We start from the raw sequence: 20,928 nt of genomic DNA on the forward strand, positions 1-20,928 counted from the left end.
CCCTGGCATGCGGACAGCCTGCTTCCCGGCACCGGAACAGGCCGACCCCGCCAGCCTGGCCAAGGCCGCCCTCCTGGCCGGAACCCCCGACCTGGCCAGAACCGCCTCGTTCGCGGGCCCCGGCCACCCGGAGCCCGGCCCTTCGGGATCCGGCCACCGTGGGCCCGGCCACCCGGGATTTGGCCACCCGGAGCCCGGCCATGCGGGACCTGGCCACCCGGGGCTCGGCCACCCGGGATCCGGCTCGGGGCTTGGGGAGATGATGACGGCGGGGCAGGCGGGGGCGGCGTTCGTCGCGCCGTCCGTGGCCGCGTTGCAGACCGCCTCGGCCATGGGGCTGGCGCCGATCGTGGTCGACGCGCTGGCCGAGGCGGATCACGGGCGGTGGAGCGGCCTGCCGTACACGCGGGTGGCCCAGGACGAGCCGGACGCGCTCGCGAGCTGGCTCGCCGACCCCGGCGCGGCGCCCCACGGCGGCGAGAGCCTCGACACGATGACGGCGCGCGTCGCGGGGTGGCTCGACGAGACGCGGGCCAGGTTCGACGGGCGGCGCGGGCGGCCGTTCCTCGTCATCTGCGACGCCGGTGCGATCCGCGCCGCGCTCGGGCACGCGCTCGGACTGCAACCGCCGCACGCCGTCCGCTTCGACCTCGCGCCACTGTCCACGACCGAGCTGGCCGCCACGCGCGGCGGCTGGCGGGTCGCCCACGTCAACCGGGACGCCCTCGAACATCGGAAGGTCACCTCTTGATCGCCACCTACCCGTTCAGCGCCGTCGTCGGGCTCGACGACCTGAAGCTGGCGCTGGTGCTCAACGCCGTCTCGCCCCGGGTGGGCGGCGTGCTCGTCCGCGGGGAGAAGGGCACCGCGAAGTCGACGATCGTCCGCGCGCTGGCGGCCCAGTTGCCGTCGGTGGACGTGGTGGAGGGCTGCCGGTTCGCCTGCGACCCGGCCGCGCCCGACCCCGACTGCCCCGACGGGCCGCACGACCCGGGCGAACGACGTCACCGACGGCCCGCCGCGCTCGTCGAACTGCCGGTCGGCGCCTCCGAGGACCGCCTCGTCGGCTCCCTCGACGTGGAACGCGCGCTGACCGAGGGCGTGAAGGCGTTCGAGCCGGGTCTGCTGGCGGGCGCGCACCGCGGCGTGCTGTACGTGGACGAGGTCAACCTCCTGCACGACCACCTCGTGGACCTGCTGCTCGACGCCGCCGCGCTCGGCACCTGCTACGTCGAGCGCGAGGGTGTCTCGGTACGGCACGCCGCCCGCTTCCTCCTGGTCGGCACCATGAACCCGGAAGAAGGCGAGCTGCGCCCCCAGCTCCTCGACCGGTTCGGGCTGACGGTCGAGGTGAAGGCGTCGCGCGACCCCGACGAGCGGGCCGAGGTGGTACGGCGGCGCATGGCCTACGACGCCTCGCCCGAGGAGTTCGTGGCCAGGTGGACCGTCCAGGAGGCCGCGCTCGGCGAGCGGATCCTGCGGGCCAGGGCGCTGCTGGGCGGGGTCGTGCTGCCCGACGCGCGGCTGCGGCAGATCGCGGCGGTGTGCGCGGGCTTCGAGGTGGACGGGCTCCGCGCCGACCTGGTCACGGCCAACGCGGCGATGGCGCACGCGGCGTGGCAGGGGCGGGACCGGGTGACGGAGGAGGACGTCCGGGTGGCGGCGCGGCTGTCGCTGCCACACCGGCGGCGCAGGGACCCGTTCGACGCGCCGGGGCTGGACGAGGACCTGCTGGAGGACCTCCTTGACCGCCACCGAGGCGACGACGACCCGGACGACACCCCACCCGACGGCCCCGGCGCCCCACCCGACCGGGGAGATCCCGGCCCCGACTCCCATCCCGACCAGGGAGAGGCCGGACAGGAGTCCCAGGAGGGCGGGCCAGGTCAGAACTCCCAGCCTGGCCGGGGGGAGGCGGGACACAACCCTCCGCCCGGCCAAGAGGGGGGCGGGCACGACTCCCACGGCGGCCAGGAGGGCGGGCCAGGGCAGGACTCCCAGCCTGACCGGGGGGAGGCGGGCTTGGGCCATGGGGTGGTGGCTCAGGTCGGGGCGCCTTATCGGGTGCCGGTGTTGAAGGTGCCGGGGCTTGGGGCGGGGGCGTCGGGGCGGCGGTCGCGGGCGCGTACGCCGCGTGGCAGGGCGACCGGGGCGCGGGTGCCGCACGGCAGGGTGCGGGATCTGCACCTGCCCGCGACCCTGCTGGCGGCGGCGCCGTACCAGAAGGAGCGGGGGCGGCGCGGGCCCGGACTGCTGCTGCGCGGCGGCGACCTGCGCGAGGTCGTGCGGGAGGGCAGGGAGAGCAACCTGGTGCTGTTCGTGGTGGACGCCAGCGGCTCGATGGCCGCGCGCAGGCGGATGACCGCGGTGAAGACGGCGGTGCTCAGCCTGCTGCTCGACGCCTACCAGCGGCGGGACAAGGTCGGGCTGGTGACGTTCAGGGGGAGAGGGGCGGAGGTGGCGTTGCCGCCGACGTCGTCGGTGGAGGCGGGCGCGGCGCGGCTGCGGTCGTTGCCGACCGGGGGGCGTACGCCGCTGGCCGAGGGGCTGGCCAGGGCGGCGGAGGTGCTGCGGGTGGAGCGGCTGCGCGATCCCGACCGGCGTCCGCTGGTCGTGGTGGTGACCGACGGGCGGGCGACGGCGGGCGGTGACGTGGACGCCGCGGCCGGGCTGCTGAGGGGCGTGGCGTGCGTGGTCGTCGACTGCGAGAGCGGCCCGGTCCGCCTTGGCCTCGCGGTACGGCTGGCGGCCCGCCTGGCCGCCGAGGTGGTCCCGCTGGACGAGCTGTCCGACCTGGGAACGGTGGTCCGCGAGCACAGGAAGGCGAGCTGAGATGCCGCAGGGCAGGCCGAACGTCGTGCCGGAGGACGGGCTGACCACGCGCCAGCGGCGTACCCGGCCGCTGCTGATGGTGCACACGGGACCGGGCAAGGGGAAGTCCACGGCGGCGTTCGGGATGGCGCTGCGGGCGTGGAACCAGGGCTGGCCGATCGGGGTGTTCCAGTTCGTGAAGTCGGCCAAGTGGCGCATCGGCGAGGAGCGGGCGCTGCGGGTGCTGGGCGAGTCGGGCGAGGGCGGCACGGTGAGCTGGCACAAGATGGGCGAGGGCTGGTCGTGGATCCAGCGTCCCGGCACCGAGGAGGACCACGCCGCCGACGCCCGCGAGGGCTGGGAGCAGATCAAGCGCGACCTGGCCGCCGAGTCCTACCGCTTCTACGTGCTGGACGAGTTCACGTACCCGCTGAAGTGGGGCTGGCTGGACCTGGACGACGTGCTCGCCGCGCTGGCGGGACGGCCGGGCAACCAGCACGTGGTCATCACCGGAAGGGACGCGCCGGAACGGCTGCTGGAGGCGGCCGACCTGGTCACGGAGATGGGCAAGGTTCGCCATCCCATGGACGCCGGGCAGAAGGGGCAGAAGGGCATCGAGTGGTGATCCCGCGGCTGGTGGTCGCGGCGCCGTCGTCGGGCAGCGGGAAGACGACGGTGGCCACGGGGCTCATGGCGGCGCTGCGGGCGCGCGGGCTCCGGGTCTCGCCGCACAAGGTCGGCCCCGACTACATCGACCCCGGCTACCACGCTCTGGCCACGGGACTGCCCGGACGCAACCTCGACCCGTGGCTGGTCGGGGAGGAGCGGGTGGCGCCGCTGTTCCTGCACGGCGCGGCGGGCTGTGACGTGGCGGTGGTCGAGGGCGTGATGGGGCTGTTCGACGGCAAGGGGGAGACGGACTTCGCCTCGACCGCCCATGTCGCGAGGCTGCTGGACGCGCCGGTGGTGCTGGTCGTGGACGCGGCGCGGCAGAGTCGTTCGGTGGCGGCGGTGGTGCATGGTTTCGCCACGTTCGACCCGAGGGTGCGGGTGGGCGGCGTGGTGCTCAACCGGGTCGGCTCGGACCGGCACGAGGAACTGTGCCGCGCCGCTCTGGGCGCGGCGGGCGTGCCGGTCCTGGGCGTGGTGCGCCGGGACGACGCCGTGGCCACGCCCTCCCGCCACCTGGGCCTGATCCCGGCCGCGGAGCGCGAGGCCGAGGCGGTCGCCGCGGTGGCGCGCCTGGGCGAACTGGTGTCCCGCTCCTGCGACCTCGACGCCCTGGTACGGCTCGCCGCCACCGCCCCCACCCTCCCCCACACCCCCTGGAACCCAGCAACCGCGACAACCCCGGCAATTCCCGGTCCGGCAAAACCGGCAAGACCGGAAAATCCGGCGGGGCTGGGTGGGCCGGTGGGTCCGGCGGATTTGGTGGGTCCGGTAGGTCCGATGGGTTCGGTGGATCCAATGGGTTCGGTGGGTTTGGCGGTCTTGGGCGGTCCGGTTGTGGCGGTCGCGGGTGGGGCGGCGTTCACGTTCGGGTACACCGAGCACGTCGAGCTGTTGCGCGCGGCCGGAGCAGAGATCGCGGTCTTCGATCCCCTCCACGACGAACAGCTCCCCGACGGCACCGGCGCGGTGATCATCGGCGGCGGCTTCCCCGAGGTCTACGCCGCCGAACTGGCCGCCAACGAGCCGCTGCGCAGGCAGGTCGCCGCCTTCGACGGCCCGATCGCCGCCGAGTGCGCCGGGCTGCTCTACCTGTGCGAGGAGCTCGACGGCCGCCACATGTGCGGAAGGGTCCCCGGCAAGGCCCGCATGACCGAAACCCTGACGCTCGGCTACCGGGAGGCCACCGCGGTCAGCCGTTCGCTGCTCACCCGGCCGGGCGAGCGGTTCCGTGCGCACGAGTTCCACCGCACCACCGCCGACCTGGGCGGCTGGGCGCTGTACCGGTGGGCGGGCGGCGCCGACGGCTACGGCGACGCCCTGCTCACCGCCTCATACCTGCACCTGCACTGGGCGGGCAGCCCGGTGCTGGCTCAGCGGCTGGTGTCGTCCTCCAGGTCGCCCTCGGTTTTGAGGTAGACCTCCTGCACGCCGCGCAGGATCTCCGGATCCGGGTGCTCCCACATGCTCCGCTCGGCCGCCTCCAGCAGGCGCTCGGCGATGCCGTGCAGCGCCCACGGGTTGGACTTGGCCATGAACTCCTGGTTCTCCGCGTCCAGCACGTACGCGGCGGCGAGCCTGTCGTACATCCAGTCGGCCATGACGCCGGTGGTGGCGTCGTAGCCGAACAGGTAGTCGACGGTGGCGGCCAGCTCGAACGCGCCCTTGTACCCGTGCCTGCGCATCGCGGCCAGCCAGTTCGGGTTGACGACGCGGGCGCGGAAGATCCGGGAAGTCTCCTCCGACAGCGTGCGGGTGCGGACGGCGTCGGGCCGGGTGCTGTCGCCGACGTAGGCGGCGGGGGCCTTGCCGGTCAGGGCGCGGACGGTGGCGATCATGCCGCCGTGGTACTGGAAGTAGTCGTCGGAGTCGGCGATGTCGTGCTCGCGGGTGTCGACGTTCTTGGCGGCGACGGCGATCCTGCGGTAGGCGCTCTCCATGTCGGCCCGCGCGGGCACGCCCTCCAGGTCCCTGCCGTAGGCGTAGCCGCCCCACACCGCGTACACCTCGGCCAGGTCGGCGTCGTCGCGCCAGTTGCGGCTGTCGATGAGCGGCAGGATGCCGGCCCCGTAGGCGCCGGGGGCCGAGCCGAAGATGCGCATCGTGGCCCGCCGCTCGTCGCCGTGGGTCTCCTGCCTGACGTGGGCGCGGACGTAGTTGTCCGCGTCGTCCTCGTCCAGGCCGGCGGCGAGCCGTACCGCGTCGTCGAGCATCGCCACGACGTGCGGGAAGGCGTCGCGGAAGAAGCCGCTGATGCGGACGGTCACGTCGATGCGGGGGCGGCCGAGCTCCTCCAGCGGGATCGGCGCGAGGCTCGTGACGCGGCGGGAGGCCTCATCCCATTCGGGACGGATGCCCAGCAGCGCCAGGACCTCGGCCACGTCGTCGCCCGCGGTGCGCATGGCGCTGGTGCCCCAGACCGACAGGCCCACCGAACGGGGCCATTCGCCGGTGTCGCCGCGGTAGCGCTCCAGGAGCGAGTCGGCCATGGCCTGGCCGGTCTCCCACGCCAGCCTGCTCGGGACCGCCCTGGGGTCGACGGAGTAGAAGTTGCGCCCGGTCGGCAGGACGTTGACCAGCCCGCGCAGCGGCGAGCCGCTGGGTCCCGCGGGGACGTAGCCGCCGTCGAGCGCGTGCAGGACGTGGTCGATCTCGTCGGTGGTACGCGCCAGCCTGGGCACCACCTCGGTGGCGGCGAATCGGAGCACGCGTTCCACCTCGGCGTCGGGCGCCACCTCGGCGGCGGCGTCCGGCGTCCAGCCGCGCTCCTCCATCGCCTCCACCAGCGCGCGGGCGGCGGCCTCGACCCGGTCCACGTCCTTGAGCGACGCGCTGCCGTCCTCGGCCAGGCCGAGCGCCTGCCGCAGGCCGGGCAGCGCCTCCTTGCCCGCCCACATCTGCCTGGCCTGGAGGATCGCGAGCACCAGGCCGACTCTGGCCGCGCCCTCCGGCGCCTGGCCGAGCACGTGCAGGCCGTCGCGGATCTGCGCATCCTTCACCTCGCACAGCCAGCCGTCCACGTGCAGCAGGAAGTCGTCGAACTCGGTGTCGTGCGGCCGGTCGGACAGGCCCAGGTCGTGGTCGAGCCGGGCGGCCTGGATCAGCGTCCAGATCTGGGCCCTGATCGCGGGCAGCTTGGCCGGGTCCATGGCGGCGATGGAGGCGTGCTCGTCCAGCAGTTGTTCCAGCCGGGCGATGTCGCCGTAGGACTCGGCCCTGGCCATCGGCGGCACCATGTGGTCCACCAGCACCGCGTGCGCCCGCCGCTTGGCCTGCGTGCCCTCGCCCGGGTCGTTGACCAGGAACGGGTAGATGAGCGGCAGGTCGCCGATCGCCGCGTCGGTGCCGCACGAGGCCGACATCCCGGCCGATTTGCCGGGCAGCCACTCCAGGTTGCCGTGCTTGCCCACGTGCACCATGGCGTGCGCCCCAAATGCTGTGTCGCTCCCACCCCCCTCTCCGAGGGGCCCACCCCCCGTGGAGAGCCAGCGGTAGGCGGCCAGGTAGTGGTGGCTGGGCGGCAGGTCGGGGTCGTGGTAGATGGCGATCGGGTTCTCGCCGAAGCCGCGCGGCGGCTGGACCATGACCACCACGTTGCCCGCCTGGAGCGCGGCCAGCACGATGTCGCCCTCGTGCACGAACAGCTCGCCCGGCGGCGGGCCCCAGTGCCGCTCCATGCCGGCGCGCAGGTCCGCGGGCAGCGTGCGGTACCAGCGCTCGTAGTCGGCGGCGGGGATGCGGACCGGGTTCCCCGCCAGGTGCTCCTCGGTCAGCCAGTCCTGGTCCTGGCCGCCGGCGGCGATCAGCGCGTGGATGAGCGCGTCGCCATCCTGCTCGGCCACGCCGGGGAAGCCCTCGCCCAGGTCGTAGCCGGCCTCGGCGAGCCTGGCCAGGAGCCCGACCGTGCTGGCCGGGGTGTCCAGGCCGACCGCGTTGCCGACCCTGGAGTGCTTGGTCGGGTACGCCGACAGCATGACCACCAGGCGGCGCTCGGCCGGGGGAGTGTGGCGGAGCAGGCCGTGCCGTACGGCGATGCCCGCCACCCGGCGGGCCCGCTCGGGGTCGGCCGTGTAGACGGTCAGGCCGTCCTCGTCGATCTCCTTGAACGAGAACGGCACCGTGATGATCCGGCCGTCGAACTCGGGGATGGCCACCTGGGAGGCGGCGTCCAGCGGGGACAGGCCGTCGTCGTTGTCCTCCCACTCCTTCTTGCCGCTGGTCAGGCAGAGCCCTTGCAGGATCGGGACGTCCAGGGTGGCCAGCGCGCCGACGTCCCAGGCCGCGTCGTCGCCGCCGGCGCCCGCCGTGGCGGGTCGCGAGCCGCCCGCCGCGAGCACGGTCACGACCAGGGCGTCGGCGGTACGCAGGACGTCGAGCAGGGCGGGCTCGGCCGTCCTGAGCGAGGAGCAGTACACCGGCAGCGGCCGGCCGCCAGACTCCTCGATCGCCTGGCACAGCGACTCCACGAACCCGGTGTTGCCCGCCACGTGGTGCGCCCGGTAGTACAGGATGCCGATCACGGGTCCCTCGACCGCCTTGGACTCGCGTTCCAGCGGGCCCCAGGAGGGCATGGGGGCGGGCGGGGCGAAGCCGTACCCGGTCAGCAGGACCGTGTCGGACAGGAAGCGGTGCAGCTCGGCGAGGTTGGCGGGGCCGCCGTGGGCGAGGTAGGCGTGCGCTTCGGCGACGACGCCCGCGCTCACCGTGGACAGCTCCATCAGCTCCGCGTCGGGGGCCTGCTCGCCGCCGAGCACGACGACCGGGCGGGGGCCTGCCAGGAGCGCGTCGAGGCCCTCCTCCCACGCGCGCCGGCCGCCGAGCAGCCGGACCACGATCAGGTCGACGCCGTCCACGAGCGCGGGCAGGTCGTCGGTGAGCAACCTCGCGGGGTTGCCGAGGCGGTAGTCCGCGCCGCTCGCGCGCGCGCTCAGCAGGTCGGTGTCGGATGTAGAGAGCAGCAGAACGCCAGGCACGCCGCAGTCCTCCCTCGGGGTCCTCGCCCCGTTCGCAGGTGTCGCGACGGCAGGAGTCTCCTGGCTCCCGGATCGACGCTCACCCCGGCCTTCCCACCCGTCGCCGGGCAGTGGCCTGTGGTGGGGTTCGCTCCCCGGTCACAGTGGCGGGACCGCGCCGGTTTCTCACCGGCTTCCTCCCATTGCCGTCGCCTAAGGATGAGCCTACTGGGCGTTACCATCCTCATCGTGTCCATAGCCGACTTTTCCGGACGTCTCCGCCCAGATGCCTGTCCGGGGGCGCTACAGACGCACGCCGCCGCGGACGGTCCGCTGGCCAGGATCCGCCTGCCCGGCGGGGCCGTCACCCCAGCTCAGCTCCGTGAACTGGCCGCCTTCTGCACCGGCGGGATCGAGCTGACCTCGCGCGCCAACGTCCAGGTGCGCGCGCTGGAGTCTCCCGCGCTGTTCGCCGGCCGGATGGCCGCCGTGGGCCTGCTGCCGTCGCCCACGCACGAGCGGGTCCGCAACATCGTCGCCTCCCCGCTCGGCGGGCGGCTGACCGGCTTCGCCACCCATCCGCTCGTGGAGGAACTGGACCGCGCCCTGTGCGCCCGCCCCGACCTGGCCGAGCTGCCCGGCCGCTTCCTGTTCGCCCTGGACGACGGCACCGGCGACGTGGCCGCGCTGGGCGCCGACGTCACGCTGGTCGAGGACGGCGTCCTGCTGGCCGGGACGCCCTTCTCGATGCCGGGCGCGGGCGTGGACGTCCTGCTGGCCGCCGCGGCCGCCTTCCTCGCCGAGCGCGGCGACAGCGGCGCCTGGCGCATCGCCGAACTCCCCGACGGCCCCGCCCGCATCGCCGCGAGACTCACCTCCGCCCGGCCCGCCTCCGCCCGGCCCGCCTCCGCCCGGCCCGCCTCCGCCCGGCCCGCCTCCGCCCGGCCCGCCTCCGCCCCGCCTGCCTCCGCCCGGCCCCACCCCGCCTCCGCCCGGCCAAACCCCGCCTCCGCCCGGCCGCTCCATCCCGAGCGGGCGCGTGGGGCCGGGGTGGTCGTGGTGCCGGGCGGGCGGGTGGCGGTGGAGGCGGTGGTCCCGCTCGGGCGGCTCACCGCGGCCCAGGCGCGCCTGCTCGCCACCCTCGACGCCCAGGTACGGCTCACGCCGTGGCGTACCGTCGTCCTCCTCGACCTCCCCGAGATCCCCGACCTGACCGGATCCGGCCTGGTCACGGACCCGGACTCCCCGTGGACCGGGGTGAGCGCGTGCACCGGCAGCCCCGGCTGCGCCAAGTCCCTGGCCGACGTCCAGCACGACGCCGCCCGGTGGGTGGCCACCCGTATCCACCGCCCGGACCTCCCGGTGCACTGGGCGGGCTGCGAACGCCGCTGCGGCCTGCCCAAGGGCCCGGTCATCGAGATGGTCGCGACCGGCGACGGATACCAGGAAAGGCAGAAGTGAGCGACTACATACGCGACGGCGCCGAGATCTACCGGCGTTCGTTCGCCACCATCCGCGCCGAGACGGACCTGTCGGGCCTCCCGGACGACGTGGCCCAGGTGGCGGTGCGGATGATCCACTCGTGCGGGATGACCGACCTGGTCGGCGACCTCGGCTGGTCGCCGGAGGTGGTCGGGCGGGCGCGCGCGGCGCTCGGGGCGGGGGCGCCGATCCTGTGCGACGCCATGATGGTCGCCTCCGGCGTGACCAGGCGCAGGCTGCCCGCGGACAACGAGGTGATCTGCACGCTGGGCGCGCCCGGCGTGGCCGAGCTGGCCGAGGAGATGGGCACCACGCGCAGCGCCGCGGCGCTGGAGTTCTGGCGCGACCGGCTGGACGGCGCGGTCGTGGCGATCGGCAACGCGCCCACGGCGCTGTTCCGGCTGCTGGAGATCGTCGCGGCGGGCGGGCCGAGGCCGGCGGCGGTGCTGGGGATTCCGGTGGGGTTCATCGGCGCGGCCGAGTCCAAGCAGGCGCTGGCCGAGAGCGGGCTGGAGCACCTCGTGGTGCACGGCAGGCGCGGCGGCAGCGCGATGACGGCGGCGGCGGTCAACGCCATCGCGAGCGAGGTGGAGTGATGGAGAACACCGGACGCCTGTACGGCGTGGGCCTGGGGCCGGGCGACCCGGAGCTGATCACGGTGAAGGCGGCCAGGCTGATCGGCGAGGCCGACGTCATCGCCTACCACGCCGCCAGGCACGGGCGCAGCATCGCCCGCTCGATCGCGCGGCCGTACCTGCGGGAGGGGCAGGTCGAGGAGCTGCTGCTCTACCCGCTGACCACGGAGACCACCGACCACCCCGGCGGCTACCAGGGCGCGCTGGACGACTTCTACGTGGAGTGCGCCGCCAGGCTGTCCGCCCACCTCGACGCCGGGCGGACGGTCGTGGTGCTGAGCGAGGGCGACCCGCTCTTCTACGGCTCCTACATGCACATGCACAAGCGCCTGGCCCACCGCTACCCGACCGAGGTGGTGCCCGGCGTCACCTCGATCAGCGGGGCGTCGGCGGTGCTCGGCCGCCCGCTGGTCGAGCGGGACGAGACGCTGACCGTGCTGCCCGGCACGCTGCCGGGCGAGGTGCTGGCCGAGCGGCTGCGCGCCACCGACTCGGCGGCGGTGCTGAAACTGGGCCGCACGTTCGAGAAGGTACGCGACGCGCTGGCCGAGGCCGGACGGCTGGACGACGCCTGGTACGTGGAGCGCGCCACCATGGACGCCCAGCGGGTCGCGCCGCTGAAGGACGTGGATCCCGAGGGCGTGCCGTACTTCTCGCTGGCGCTGCTGCCGAGCCCGGCCGAGCACACGTTCGTGCCCGAGCGGGCCGAGGGCCAGGGCCCCGAGCACACGTTCGTGCCGGAGCGGGCCGAGGGGCAGGGGCCCGGCGAGGTCGTCGTGGTCGGGCTCGGGCCCGCCGGGCGGCCGTGGCTCACACCCGAGGCGCAGGAGGCGCTGGCCGCCGCCACCGACCTGGTCGGTTACGGCCCCTACGTGGACCGGGTCCAGCCCAACCCGCGCCAGCGCCGGCACCGCACCGACAACCGGGTCGAGGCCGAGCGGGCCAGGCACGCGCTGGAGATGGCGCGCGAGGGAGCCAGGGTGGCGGTGGTCTCCTCCGGCGACCCGGGCGTGTTCGCGATGGCCAGCGCCGTGCTGGAGGCGGCGGCGGACTTCCCGGACGTGCCGGTGCGGGTGGTGCCGGGGCTGACCGCCGCGCAGGCCGTGGCGGGCAGGGTGGGGGCGCCGCTGGGTCACGACTACTGCGTGCTGTCGCTGTCGGACCTGCTCAAGCCGTGGGAGGTGGTGGCCGAACGGCTGCGCGCCGCGGCGCGGGCGGACCTGGTGCTGGCCCTGTACAACCCGGCTTCGCGCAGCCGTACCTGGCAGGTGGGGGCCGCGCGGGACCTGCTGCTGGAGCACCGCGCGCCCGGCACGCCCGTCGTGATCGGCCGCGACGTCGGCGGCCCGCGCGAGTCGGTCACCGTCACCACCCTGGCCGAGCTCGACCCGGCCGACGTGGACATGCGCTGCCTGCTGATCATCGGCTCCTCGACCACCCGGGTGAGCGAGAGCGGCGCCGTCTACACCCCGCGCCGCTACCCGGCCTGAACCCAGGCGGCGGCCTCGTCCACGCTCTCCACCAGCCGCACCCCCTCGGGCAGCGGCGGCCGATCCACCATGAACACCGGGAGTGCCAGCTCCCGGGCGGCGACGAGCTTCGCGCTCGTCATCGCGCCGCCGCTGTCCTTGGTGACCAGCACGTCGAGGCGGTGCTCGCCGACGAGCGCGCGCTCACCCTCCACCGTGTACGGCCCGCGGTCCAGCACCACGTGCGTGTTCGCGGGCACCGGCGGCGCGGGCGGATCCACCGACCTGGCCAGGAACCACATCGAGTCCAGCCCGGCGAACACCGGCAGGCTCCGCCGCCCCGTCGTCAGGAACACCCGTCCGCCGGGGAACGAACGCCCCAGCTCGGCGGCGGCAGCGGCCAGCGAGGGCACCCGCCGCCACCGGTCGCCCGGCCCCTCCCGCCAGCCCGGACGCCGCAGCACCAGCAGCGGCACCCCGGCCAGGGCGGCGGCGGAGGCGGCCGAGGCGGTCATCCGCTCGGCGAAGGGGTGGGTGGCGTCCACGAGCAGCCCGATGTTCTCCGCCGCGATCCACCCGGCCAGTCCCTCGGGCCCGCCGAAGCCGCCCTCGCGCACCTCACCGACGGGCAGCCGAGGGTTGGAGACCCGCCCGGCCAGCGACGACACCACCCGCCTGCCGGTCGGCACCAGCTCGGCGGCCAGCGCCCTGGCCTCGGCCGTACCCCCGAGAATGAGCACCCCGGCCGGGCGCCTGGTCGCAGCGGCGGGCGGGGTCACGGGCGCTCCCGTGCGGCGCTGTACAGATGGCTGTCGGGGAACTCCGAGGCCGACAGCACGCGGCCCACCACGATCACCGCAGTCCGCCTGACCCCGGCCGCCTTCACCTGGGCGGCGATGTCGGACAGGGTTCCGCGCAGGATCAGCTCGTCCTCCCGGCTGGCCCGCGCCACCACCGCCACCGGGCACCCGGCCCCGTAGGACGGCAACAGCTCCTCGACCACCTGGTCGATCCGCTGCACGGCCAGGTGCAGCACCATCGTGGCGGCGCTCGTCCCCAGCGTGGCCAGGTCCTCGCCCGGCGGCATGGGCGTGGCCCGGCCGGACACGCGGGTCAGCACCACCGTCTGCCCGACGCCGGGCACGGTCAGCTCCCTGCCCAGCGCCGCCGCGGCGGCGGCGAACGCGGGCACCCCCGGCACCACCTCGTACGGCACCCCGGCCGCGTCCAGCCGCCGCATCTGCTCGGCCACCGCGCTGAACACCGACGGGTCACCCGAGTGCAGCCTGGCCACGTCGTGCCCGGCGGCGTGCGCGGCCTCGAACTCGGCGACGATCTGGTCGAGCGTCAGGTTCGCGGTGTCCACCAGGCGCGCCCCCGCCGGGCAGGACTCCAGCAGCTCGCGCGGCACCAGCGAACCGGCGTACAGGCACACCGGCGCCCGCTCCAGCACCCGCAGCCCGCGCAGGGTGACCAGGTCGGCCGCCCCGGGCCCGGCCCCGATGAAGTACACGGTCACGGCAGGTCCTCCCCGCTCGGCGCCGCGACCGACCACACGGTCACGGCGCGTCCTCTCCGCTGGGCTTTGTGACCGACCACACGGTCACCGGCATCATCGGCCGCCACGCGGTGAACCCGCCCACGGGTCCGGCCCGCTGGACCGACAGGCGTACCAGGTCGCCGCCGTGCTCGGCCTGCCGGCGGACGGCGAGCGCCTCCGACTCCAGCGTGACCGCGTTGGCCACCAGCCGGCCGCCGGGCCGCAGCGCGGCCCAGCACGCCTCCAGCACGCCTGGCGTGGTGAGCCCGCCGCCGACGAAGACCGCGTCGGGCTCGGGCAGTCCGGCCAGGCCCTCGGGCGCGCGGGCGGCGACGATCTCCAGGCCGGGTACGCCCAGGGTGTCGGCGTTCCTCCGCATGGCGGCGGCTCTGGCCGGGTGGCTCTCGACGGCGCTGGCCGTACAGGAGGGGTGGGAGCGCATCCACTCGATCGCGATGCTGCCCGCGCCGGCGCCGACGTCCCACAGGTGCTCGCCGGGCAGCGGCGCCAGCCGCGACAGCGTCACCGCGCGGACCTCGCGCTTGGTGAGCTGCCCGTCGTGCTCGAACGCGGTGTCGGGCAGGCCGGGCACGCGGGCCAGCGGCTCCAGTCCGGGGTCGGGGCGGCAGGTGACGGCGATGACGTTGAGGGCGGAGCCGGGCGCGCCGGTCCAGGTGGCGGCGGCGCCGTCCAGGCGGGACTCGGCGGCCGCGCCCAGATCGGACAGGACCGTGAGCGTGCTGCGGCCGTATCCGCGCGCGGTGAGCAGGGCGGCGACCTCGGCGGGCGAGTCGCGTCCCGAGCCGAGCACGGCCACGCGCCGGCCCGGTGCGAGGGCGGCGTTGAGCGCCGCCGACGGCCGGCCCACCAGGCTGATCACCTCGACGCCCTCGACCGGCCAGCCGAGCCGCGCGCAGGCCAGCGACAGCGAGGACACGTGGGGGAGCACGGTGAGGCGGTCGGCGCCGAGCAGCCTGACCAGCGTCGAGCCGATCCCGAAGAACATCGGATCGCCGCTGGCCAGCACGCAGACCTCGCGCTCTCGGTACGCCTCGACGAGCCCTTCGAGCGCGGGCAGCAACGGCGTGGGCCAGGTGACGCGCTCGGCGGCGAGCCGCGGCAGCGTGCCGAGCTGGCGGGCGCTGCCCATGATCACCTCGGCGCGTTCCACGGCCGCCCGCGAACCGGGCGCGAGGCCGTCCCAGCCGTCCGCGCCGATGCCGACGACGGTGATCACACGTTGCCCAGCACGCGCGTGACGTGGATCTCGATGACGACGCGGGCCGGGTTCTCGCGCGGCGGCTTGTAGCGGGCGGTGTAGCGCCGCTCGGCGTCGGCGACCTGCTCGGGCTCCTCCCTGAGTACGGCCCGGCCCTCCAGCGTGGACCACCGGCGCCCGTCCACCTGGCAGACGGCGACCTGGGCGCCCTGGGCGGCGTACCTGGCCTTCCGCGACGTCCCCGAGGTGATCACCCGGGCGACGCCGGTCGCGAGGTCGAGCGTGACCCCGACCGGGACCACGTGCGGGGTGCCGTCGGGTCGGACGGTCGTGAGCGTACAGAGGTGACGTTCCTCCCAGAACGCTGCAAAACCGTCACCTTGCTCGAACAGGTTCACACGTCTCCTTCTGCCTGACCGGGGATATCGTAATCGCGCCCGACATCCCCTCCGAAGGCAGACTCTCTCCGGTGAAACGCATCCTCATCATCGGCATCGGCGCCGGTGACCCCGACCACCTCACGCTGCAGGGCGTCAAGGCCATCGCCGCCGCGCAGGTCTTCTTCGTCCTGGACAAGGGGGCGGTCAAGCACGATCTGGCCGATCTCCGGCACCGGCTGATCGAGGAGCATGGGCGGGAGCCGTACCGGATCGTGGTGGCGGAGGATCCCGAGCGGGACCGCACCACGCCCGCCTACACCGGCGCGGTCGAGGACTGGCGCTCGCGCCGGGCCGCCGTCTACGAGCGGCTGATCGAGGAGGAACTGCCCGACGGGCAGACCGGCGCCTTCCTCGTGTGGGGCGACCCGGGCCTGTACGACAGCACGCCGGCCATCGTCGAGGAGATCCTCGCGGCCGGCCGGGTGAGCTTCGAGTACGCGGTGGTGCCCGGCATCACCAGCGTCGCGGCGCTGACCGCGGCCCACCGCACCAGCCTCACCCGGGTCGGACGCCCGGTCCAGATCACCACCGGCCGCCGCCTGGCCGCCGAGGGACCGCCGGCCGACGACGTGCTGGTGATGCTCGACGCGCACTGCTCCTTCGCCGGGCTGGGACCGGAGTGGCACATCTACTGGGGCGCATACCTGGGCACTCCCGACGAGATCCGGGTGGAGGGCCCGGTGCCCGAGGTGGCCGGGGAGATCCGGCGGCGGCGCGCCGAGGCCCGCGAGCGCAAGGGCTGGATCATGGACACGTACCTGCTGCGCCGCTCGTAGCCGCGCGGCGAGCACGCCGTCCCGCTCAGCTCCACGCGGGGTCGGCGGCGAGCTTCTCCGCGATGCGGTCGTGAAAGCTCCTGCGCTCCAGCGCCCGCTCGATGTCCTGGACCACCCGCCCCAGCGGGTAGGGGATCTCCGCCTCGATCTCGGCCAGCGCGCTCTCGGTCGCGCGCCACTCGGCCATCAGCCGGTCGATCATGCCGGCGGCCCGTTCGGTCAGCACGACCTGCTTGCTGCGGGCGTCCGCGCCGGTGACGGTCTCGACCAGCCCCGCCCTGCGCATCGCGGCGACCTTCTGGCTGAGCGCGGAGTGGGTGCGCCGCACGGCCAAGGCCAGTTCCTTGATGGTCATGGGCCCGCGCAGGTGCAGCTTGATCAGCTCCATCACGTAGCTGGGCTTGAGCCCCTCGATGCGCGCCTCGGTGTAGAACCTGGCGATGTCCTCGTCCATGCGGGCCTGGAGGAGACGGAGGGCCCGCCAGTGGCTGATCTCGGTGGGGTCCTGGGTCACGTGGCCACACTATGGGCCAGCGTCTCGGCGGCCCGGAGAAAGACCTCGCGCTCGCCCGGCGGCAGCGCTGCGAGCAGGTGTTCCTCGCCCGCCTGGATGTCGGCGCGCGCCGCCCGCCGCTTCGCGCGGCCCGCCGCGGTGATCGCCAGCAGCCGGACCCTGCGGTCGCCGGGGTCCGGCTCGCGGGTGATCAGCCCCGCCTCCTGCAGCCGGTCGAGGGTGCCGATGATGCGCGTCTTGTCCGCCCCGACCGCCTCCGCGAGCGCGGCCTGGGTACGCACCGGCCCGTCGTCCAGGGCGCTGAGCACCACGTAGGCCCACATGGAGATCCCGTGCGGTTCCAGCACCCGGATCTCCGCGGCGATCAGGGCCTTGACCAGCGGGTGGAGCATCGCGGCGAGGTCGCGGCGTTCAGTCACCCTCTCACGATAGCGATTGACATACGATATGCCCATGCAGATGATAGGTGCATGCTTATCGAATACGACGCCCGTGCCGTCCGGACGAGCGTCGCGCTCGTGGACCGGGCGGGCGTAGCCGACCTCGACCGGCCCACCCCGTGCGCCGGATGGACCCTTCGTGACCTGCTCGCGCACATGACCGCCCAGCACCACGGCTTCGCCGCCGCGGCGCGCGGCGAGGAGGGGCTGGACGCGTGGCGGCCCCGCGACCTGGGCGAGGACCCGGCCGCTGCCTACCGCGCGGCGGCCGAGCACGTGCTGGCCGCCTTCTCCGGCGCGGTCGCGGCCGAGTTTCCGCTGCCGGAGCTGGGCGTGGTCGTCCCCGCGGCGCGGGCGATCGGCTTCCACTTCATCGACTACGTCGTCCACTCCTGGGACGTGGCCAGGACGCTCGGACTGACCGTGGACTTCGAGCCGGAGCTGCTGGAGGCCGCGCTGCCGGTGGCGGAAGCCGTACCGGGAGGGCGGGCTCGCACCGTGCCCGGCGCCTCCTTCGCTCCGGCGATAGCGTGGACGGACGGTGCCCGGCTCGACCGCATCGTCGCCATGCTGGGCCGTTCGCCTGTTTGGCCCGACTAAAGGAGAAGATCATGAGTGTCCGTCTTGAGTACAGCGACCGCCTGACGCGAGCCCAGTACGCCTATGCCGCGGTCGCCGACGCCCCGGTGCGCAACATCTGGGTCGCCGGCGCCTGCCCCCTCGACACCGAGGGCAGGACCGTGGCGGTGGGCGACGTGGCCGGTCAGGCCCACCAGGTGATGCGCAACCTCGTGATCTCCCTGGAGGAGGTGGGCGCCAAGCTGACCGACATCGCCAAGACCACCGTGTACGTCGCCTCCACCGACCGGGCCGACCTGGTCGCCGCGTGGAACGTCTACCGCGAGTACATGGGCGGCCACGAGGCCCCCAGCACCCTGCTCGGCGTGGCCGTCCTCGGTTACGAGGACCAGCTCGTCGAGGTCGAGGCGGTGGCCGTGCTGCCGCTCTAGCCGTCGAACAGCCGGTCCAGACAGCCGTCCACGATCGCCTCCACCGCCTCCGGGCCGTAGTACCCGATCAGCGCCGGGTGGACCAGCCCCTGGGCCATGGCGAACAGCGCGCTCGCCTCCCGCTCCGCGTCCAGGTCGGGCCGAATCGCGCCGATCACGCCCGCGTAGAACCCCAGCACGAACGGCAGGCCGTCCCGCAGCACTCTGGCCAGGTCCCCGGCCACCACGGACCTGGCCAGGTACGCCGTCCCGATCCGCGCCTCGCTCCGCCTGACCTCGTCCAGCGGCAGCAGTTCCAGGATCGCGGCCCGCAGGACCTCCCGCGGCGAACCGCTCACCTGGCCGACCCGCTCGGTGATGCGCAGGTGCAGGTGCTCCATCGCCAGCAGGAGCATCTCGTCCTTGGTCGTGAAGTAGTGCTGCACCAGTCCCATGCTGACACCGGCCTCGGCGGCGACCTCGCGCAGGCTGACGCGGTCGATGCCGTGGGCGTCGATGAGCCGATGCACCGCCTCGGCGATCTGACGGCGCCGCAGCGCGTGATCGACGACCTTCGGCATCTTGACTCCTTTACCATGCGCTTGCATTGTAAAAGCATGCGCGTGCTGATCATAGGAGTGGGCACCAGGGGTGACGTAGCCCCCTACACCGGGCTCGGCGCGCGGATCCGCGCGGCGGGGCACGAGGTGGCGATCGCCGCCCACGCGCCCTACGCGGGCCTGGTCACCGACGCGGGGCTGGAGTTCCGCGAGCTGCCCGGCGACCCCGCCGCCCTGCTCGGCACCCGGAACCCGGCCGCCTTCTCCGCCTACGCCGGGCGGGTCGTGGACGGCATCGTGGACGCCGCCACGGCCGGCGCCGACCTGCTGCTGCTCGGCGTGTCCGCCTCCGCCGGGTACCACGTGGCCGAGGCCATGGGCATCCCGAGCATGGGCGTCCACCTGCAGCCCGTCGAGCCGACCGGCGACTTCCCGCCGGTCATGGGCGCCTTCCGCCGCTCGCTGGGCCGGTGGGGCAACCGGGCGGCGGCCCGGCTCCTGTTCGCGGCCCCCTCGCCCGCGCACTCCGGCTCCGCCAGGAAGCTGCGTGCCCGGCTGGGGCTGGCGCCGATGAGCTCGCGGGCGGTGTACCGGCGGCGCGAGTCGAGCCGCTGGCCGGTCTTCCACGGCTACAGCCCGAGCGTGCTGCCCCGGCCGGCGGACTGGCGTACCGGGCTGGAGGTGACCGGCTACTGGTGGCCGGCGCCCAGGCCCGGGTGGGCGCCGCCCGGTGACCTGGCCGCGTTCCTGGACGCGGGGCCGCCGCCGGTGTTCGTCGGCTCGGGCAGCCACGCCGGGCGCTTCACCGACCTGGCCCTGGCCGCGCTGCGCCGGGCGGGGCTGCGCGGCGTCCTGCAGACCGGTGTGGAAGGGCACCTGGCCGACGGCGTGCTGGGCGTGGGAGAGGTGCCGCACGAGTGGCTGTTCCCGCGCATGTCGGCGCTGGTGCACCACGCGGGCGCCGGGACCACCGCGGCCGGGCTGCGGGCCGGGGTGCCCGCGGTGACGATGCCCGTCTGGGGCGACCAGCCGCTGTGGGCGCGGCGGCTGTGGCTGCTGGGGGCGGCGCCGGCTCCGCTCGCCGGGCGGGTCACTCCGCAACGGCTGGCTCGGGCGATGGCCGATGCGGGCGCCTGCCGTACCCGGGCGGAGGAAATCGCGGGCGTGATCGCGGCCGAAGATGGTGCCGCGCCCGTGGTAGAGGCCGTGGAACACGCTTGCATAACGTCCTGATAAGGATCCCTTTGGGATGGAAAGGGCGGTACAGCAAACGTTAATTTGACAGCACCCCCCGAAAAGGAGTGCATATGTCGAGTCAACGCTCCGCACTCGTCACGGCCACGATCGTGGCGCTCTGTTTAGCGGGTCCGGTCACCGCCGCCCACGCAGAGCCCCCGTCCGCCGCTCCGGAGCAGGCCCCGCCCGCCATGGTCGACGCCATGGAGCGGGACCTCGGTCTCACCGAACAGCAAGTGCACACCCGGCTCGCCAACGAGCAGCGCGCCGCGGCCGCAGAGGCCAAACTCTCCACCCAGCTCGGCGCCTCGTACGCCGGCTCCTGGCTGAACGCCGACGCCTCCAAGCTGAACGTCGCCACCACCGACAAGGCCGCCGCCGCGTCGATCGAAGCCCAGGGCGCCCAGCCTGTCGTCGTCTCACTGACACTTGCCCAGCTCACCGCCGTCAAGGACCAGCTTGACGCGGCCGCCGACAAGGGCGCGGGCGCACTGTGGTTCGTCGACGTCACCACCAACACCGTCGCCGTCCAGGCCGCCACGCAGGAAGCCGGGGAGGCCCTCGTGGCCGCCGCGGGCGTGGACCGCACCGCCGTGCGGATCGCCGTGACGACCGAGAGCCCCCAGCCGTTCATCGACATCATCGGCGGCGCCCCCTACTACATCGGCTCCAGCCGCTGCAGCGTGGGCTTCTCCGTGACCCGTGCCAGCACGCCCGGCTTCGTGACCGCCGGTCACTGCGGCCGCACCGGCGCCCGCACCACCAACCCGACGGGCACCTTCCAGGGCTCGTCGTTCCCCGGCAACGACTACGCGTGGGTCGCGGCTCCCGGCAACACGGTCCGTCCGTGGGTGCGCGGGTCCGGTGGCCAGAACGTCATCGTGCGCGGCTCGACGCAGGCCTCCGTCGGAGCCTCGATCTGCCGCTCCGGCTCCACCACCGGATGGCGCTGCGGCACCATCCAGCAGCACAACGCCACCGTTCGCTACCCGCAGGGCACCGTCACCGGCCTGACCCGCACCAGCGCGTGCGCGCAGCCCGGTGACTCGGGCGGTTCGTTCATCTCCGGCAGCCAGGCCCAGGGCGTCACCTCCGGCGGTTCCGGCAACTGCAGTTCCGGAGGGACGACCTATCACCAGCCGGTCAACGAGATCCTGTCAACCTACGGCCTGACACTCGTGGTCGGCTGACCCAAG

Annotated in this window: 20 protein-coding genes and 1 riboswitch; of the genes, 12 read left to right on the forward strand and 8 right to left on the reverse strand. The window is 74.3% G+C overall.

All coding sequences use genetic code 11. From position 1 onward, the window contains the following. The first annotated feature begins 7 nt into the window (after nucleotides 1-7). The 4 genes from ACIBEJ_RS43680 to ACIBEJ_RS43695 are packed head-to-tail and all read left to right on the forward strand — an operon-like array spanning nucleotide 8 to nucleotide 4,899. A complete protein-coding gene (locus ACIBEJ_RS43680; RefSeq protein WP_397188865.1) occupies nucleotides 8-751 on the forward strand; it encodes a histidine phosphatase family protein in 744 nt (247 codons plus the stop codon). Then, on the forward strand, nucleotides 748-2,832 hold the full coding sequence (locus tag ACIBEJ_RS43685) for a putative cobaltochelatase (protein ID WP_397188866.1): 2,085 nt from the start codon (nucleotides 748-750) through the stop codon (nucleotides 2,830-2,832). The genes ACIBEJ_RS43680 and ACIBEJ_RS43685 overlap by 4 nt, the downstream gene beginning before the upstream one ends. A 1-nt stretch (nucleotide 2,833) precedes the next feature. After that, nucleotides 2,834-3,436 (forward strand): cob(I)yrinic acid a,c-diamide adenosyltransferase, encoded by a 603-nt coding sequence (cobO, locus tag ACIBEJ_RS43690; protein ID WP_397188867.1) that lies wholly within the window; start codon nucleotides 2,834-2,836, stop codon nucleotides 3,434-3,436. Beyond that, nucleotides 3,433-4,899, forward strand: coding sequence for a cobyrinate a,c-diamide synthase (locus ACIBEJ_RS43695; RefSeq protein ID WP_397188917.1), 1,467 nt, complete (start codon nucleotides 3,433-3,435; stop codon nucleotides 4,897-4,899). The genes cobO and ACIBEJ_RS43695 overlap by 4 nt, the downstream gene beginning before the upstream one ends. Here ACIBEJ_RS43695 and cobN read toward each other — a convergent pair. Then, entirely contained in the window at nucleotides 4,854-8,453 is a 3,600-nt protein-coding gene (cobN, locus tag ACIBEJ_RS43700; protein WP_397188868.1) for a cobaltochelatase subunit CobN, read from the reverse strand. The genes ACIBEJ_RS43695 and cobN overlap by 46 nt on opposite strands. Before the next feature lie 30 nt (nucleotides 8,454-8,483). Further along, a riboswitch (cobalamin riboswitch) is annotated at nucleotides 8,484-8,690 on the reverse strand. On the opposite strand from cobN, the gene ACIBEJ_RS43705 reads away from it, so the two are divergent. The 3 genes from ACIBEJ_RS43705 to ACIBEJ_RS43715 all read left to right on the forward strand — a co-directional run bounded on the left by ACIBEJ_RS43705 (nucleotide 8,682) and on the right by ACIBEJ_RS43715 (nucleotide 12,039). Then, the gene (locus tag ACIBEJ_RS43705; RefSeq protein WP_397188869.1) at nucleotides 8,682-9,893 is read left to right on the forward strand and encodes a precorrin-3B synthase; all 1,212 of its coding nucleotides are present in this window, start codon (nucleotides 8,682-8,684) and stop codon (nucleotides 9,891-9,893) included. It overlaps the preceding riboswitch by 9 nt. Further along, a complete protein-coding gene (locus ACIBEJ_RS43710) occupies nucleotides 9,890-10,510 on the forward strand; it encodes a precorrin-8X methylmutase (protein WP_397188870.1) in 621 nt (206 codons plus the stop codon). The genes ACIBEJ_RS43705 and ACIBEJ_RS43710 overlap by 4 nt, the downstream gene beginning before the upstream one ends. Continuing rightward, the gene (locus ACIBEJ_RS43715; RefSeq protein WP_397188871.1) at nucleotides 10,510-12,039 is read left to right on the forward strand and encodes a precorrin-2 C(20)-methyltransferase; all 1,530 of its coding nucleotides are present in this window, start codon (nucleotides 10,510-10,512) and stop codon (nucleotides 12,037-12,039) included. The genes ACIBEJ_RS43710 and ACIBEJ_RS43715 overlap by 1 nt, the downstream gene beginning before the upstream one ends. Here ACIBEJ_RS43715 and ACIBEJ_RS43720 read toward each other — a convergent pair. The 4 genes from ACIBEJ_RS43720 to ACIBEJ_RS43735 are packed head-to-tail and all read right to left on the reverse strand — an operon-like array spanning nucleotide 12,027 to nucleotide 15,175. After that, entirely contained in the window at nucleotides 12,027-12,797 is a 771-nt protein-coding gene (locus ACIBEJ_RS43720) for a cobalt-precorrin-6A reductase (protein WP_397188872.1), read from the reverse strand. The two genes, ACIBEJ_RS43715 and ACIBEJ_RS43720, sit on opposite strands and share 13 nt — an antisense overlap. Further along, nucleotides 12,794-13,537 (reverse strand): precorrin-4 C(11)-methyltransferase, encoded by a 744-nt coding sequence (cobM, locus tag ACIBEJ_RS43725; protein WP_397188873.1) that lies wholly within the window; start codon nucleotides 13,535-13,537, stop codon nucleotides 12,794-12,796. Before cobM ends, ACIBEJ_RS43720 begins: the two co-directional genes overlap by 4 nt. A 40-nt stretch (nucleotides 13,538-13,577) precedes the next feature. Then, entirely contained in the window at nucleotides 13,578-14,795 is a 1,218-nt protein-coding gene (gene cbiE, locus ACIBEJ_RS43730; protein ID WP_397188874.1) for a precorrin-6y C5,15-methyltransferase (decarboxylating) subunit CbiE, read from the reverse strand. After that, a complete protein-coding gene (locus ACIBEJ_RS43735) occupies nucleotides 14,792-15,175 on the reverse strand; it encodes a PPOX class F420-dependent oxidoreductase (RefSeq protein WP_397188875.1) in 384 nt (127 codons plus the stop codon). Before ACIBEJ_RS43735 ends, cbiE begins: the two co-directional genes overlap by 4 nt. A gap of 71 nt (nucleotides 15,176-15,246) precedes the next feature. On the opposite strand from ACIBEJ_RS43735, the gene cobF reads away from it, so the two are divergent. Further along, complete coding sequence (cobF, locus tag ACIBEJ_RS43740) at nucleotides 15,247-15,993, forward strand: precorrin-6A synthase (deacetylating) (RefSeq protein ID WP_397188876.1); 747 nt, start codon at nucleotides 15,247-15,249, stop codon at nucleotides 15,991-15,993. A gap of 25 nt (nucleotides 15,994-16,018) precedes the next feature. On the opposite strand, the gene ACIBEJ_RS43745 is transcribed toward cobF, so the two are convergent. After that, a complete protein-coding gene (locus tag ACIBEJ_RS43745) occupies nucleotides 16,019-16,507 on the reverse strand; it encodes a MarR family winged helix-turn-helix transcriptional regulator (RefSeq protein ID WP_397188877.1) in 489 nt (162 codons plus the stop codon). Continuing rightward, nucleotides 16,504-16,926: a MarR family winged helix-turn-helix transcriptional regulator gene (locus ACIBEJ_RS43750; protein WP_397188878.1), complete on the reverse strand. Its 423-nt coding sequence runs from the start codon at nucleotides 16,924-16,926 to the stop codon at nucleotides 16,504-16,506. Before ACIBEJ_RS43750 ends, ACIBEJ_RS43745 begins: the two co-directional genes overlap by 4 nt. A 51-nt stretch (nucleotides 16,927-16,977) precedes the next feature. On the opposite strand from ACIBEJ_RS43750, the gene ACIBEJ_RS43755 reads away from it, so the two are divergent. Together ACIBEJ_RS43755 and ACIBEJ_RS43760 are read left to right on the forward strand one after the other, a co-directional pair. Further along, nucleotides 16,978-17,547 (forward strand): TIGR03086 family metal-binding protein, encoded by a 570-nt coding sequence (locus tag ACIBEJ_RS43755; protein WP_397188879.1) that lies wholly within the window; start codon nucleotides 16,978-16,980, stop codon nucleotides 17,545-17,547. 11 nt (nucleotides 17,548-17,558) lie between these two features. Further along, on the forward strand, nucleotides 17,559-17,957 hold the full coding sequence (locus ACIBEJ_RS43760) for a RidA family protein (RefSeq protein ID WP_397188880.1): 399 nt from the start codon (nucleotides 17,559-17,561) through the stop codon (nucleotides 17,955-17,957). Here the strand turns inward: ACIBEJ_RS43760 and ACIBEJ_RS43765 are convergent. Further along, nucleotides 17,954-18,517: a TetR/AcrR family transcriptional regulator gene (locus ACIBEJ_RS43765; RefSeq protein ID WP_397188881.1), complete on the reverse strand. Its 564-nt coding sequence runs from the start codon at nucleotides 18,515-18,517 to the stop codon at nucleotides 17,954-17,956. The genes ACIBEJ_RS43760 and ACIBEJ_RS43765 overlap by 4 nt on opposite strands. A gap of 36 nt (nucleotides 18,518-18,553) precedes the next feature. Between ACIBEJ_RS43765 and ACIBEJ_RS43770 the strand changes: the two genes are divergently transcribed. Beyond that, complete coding sequence (locus tag ACIBEJ_RS43770; protein ID WP_397188882.1) at nucleotides 18,554-19,729, forward strand: glycosyltransferase; 1,176 nt, start codon at nucleotides 18,554-18,556, stop codon at nucleotides 19,727-19,729. A gap of 113 nt (nucleotides 19,730-19,842) precedes the next feature. Further along, nucleotides 19,843-20,922 (forward strand): S1 family peptidase, encoded by a 1,080-nt coding sequence (locus ACIBEJ_RS43775; RefSeq protein ID WP_397188883.1) that lies wholly within the window; start codon nucleotides 19,843-19,845, stop codon nucleotides 20,920-20,922. The last annotated feature ends 6 nt before the right edge of the window (nucleotides 20,923-20,928 follow it).

This window comes from Nonomuraea sp. NPDC050790 (genome assembly GCF_044456745.1).
GTDB lineage: Bacteria > Actinomycetota > Actinomycetes > Streptosporangiales > Streptosporangiaceae > Nonomuraea.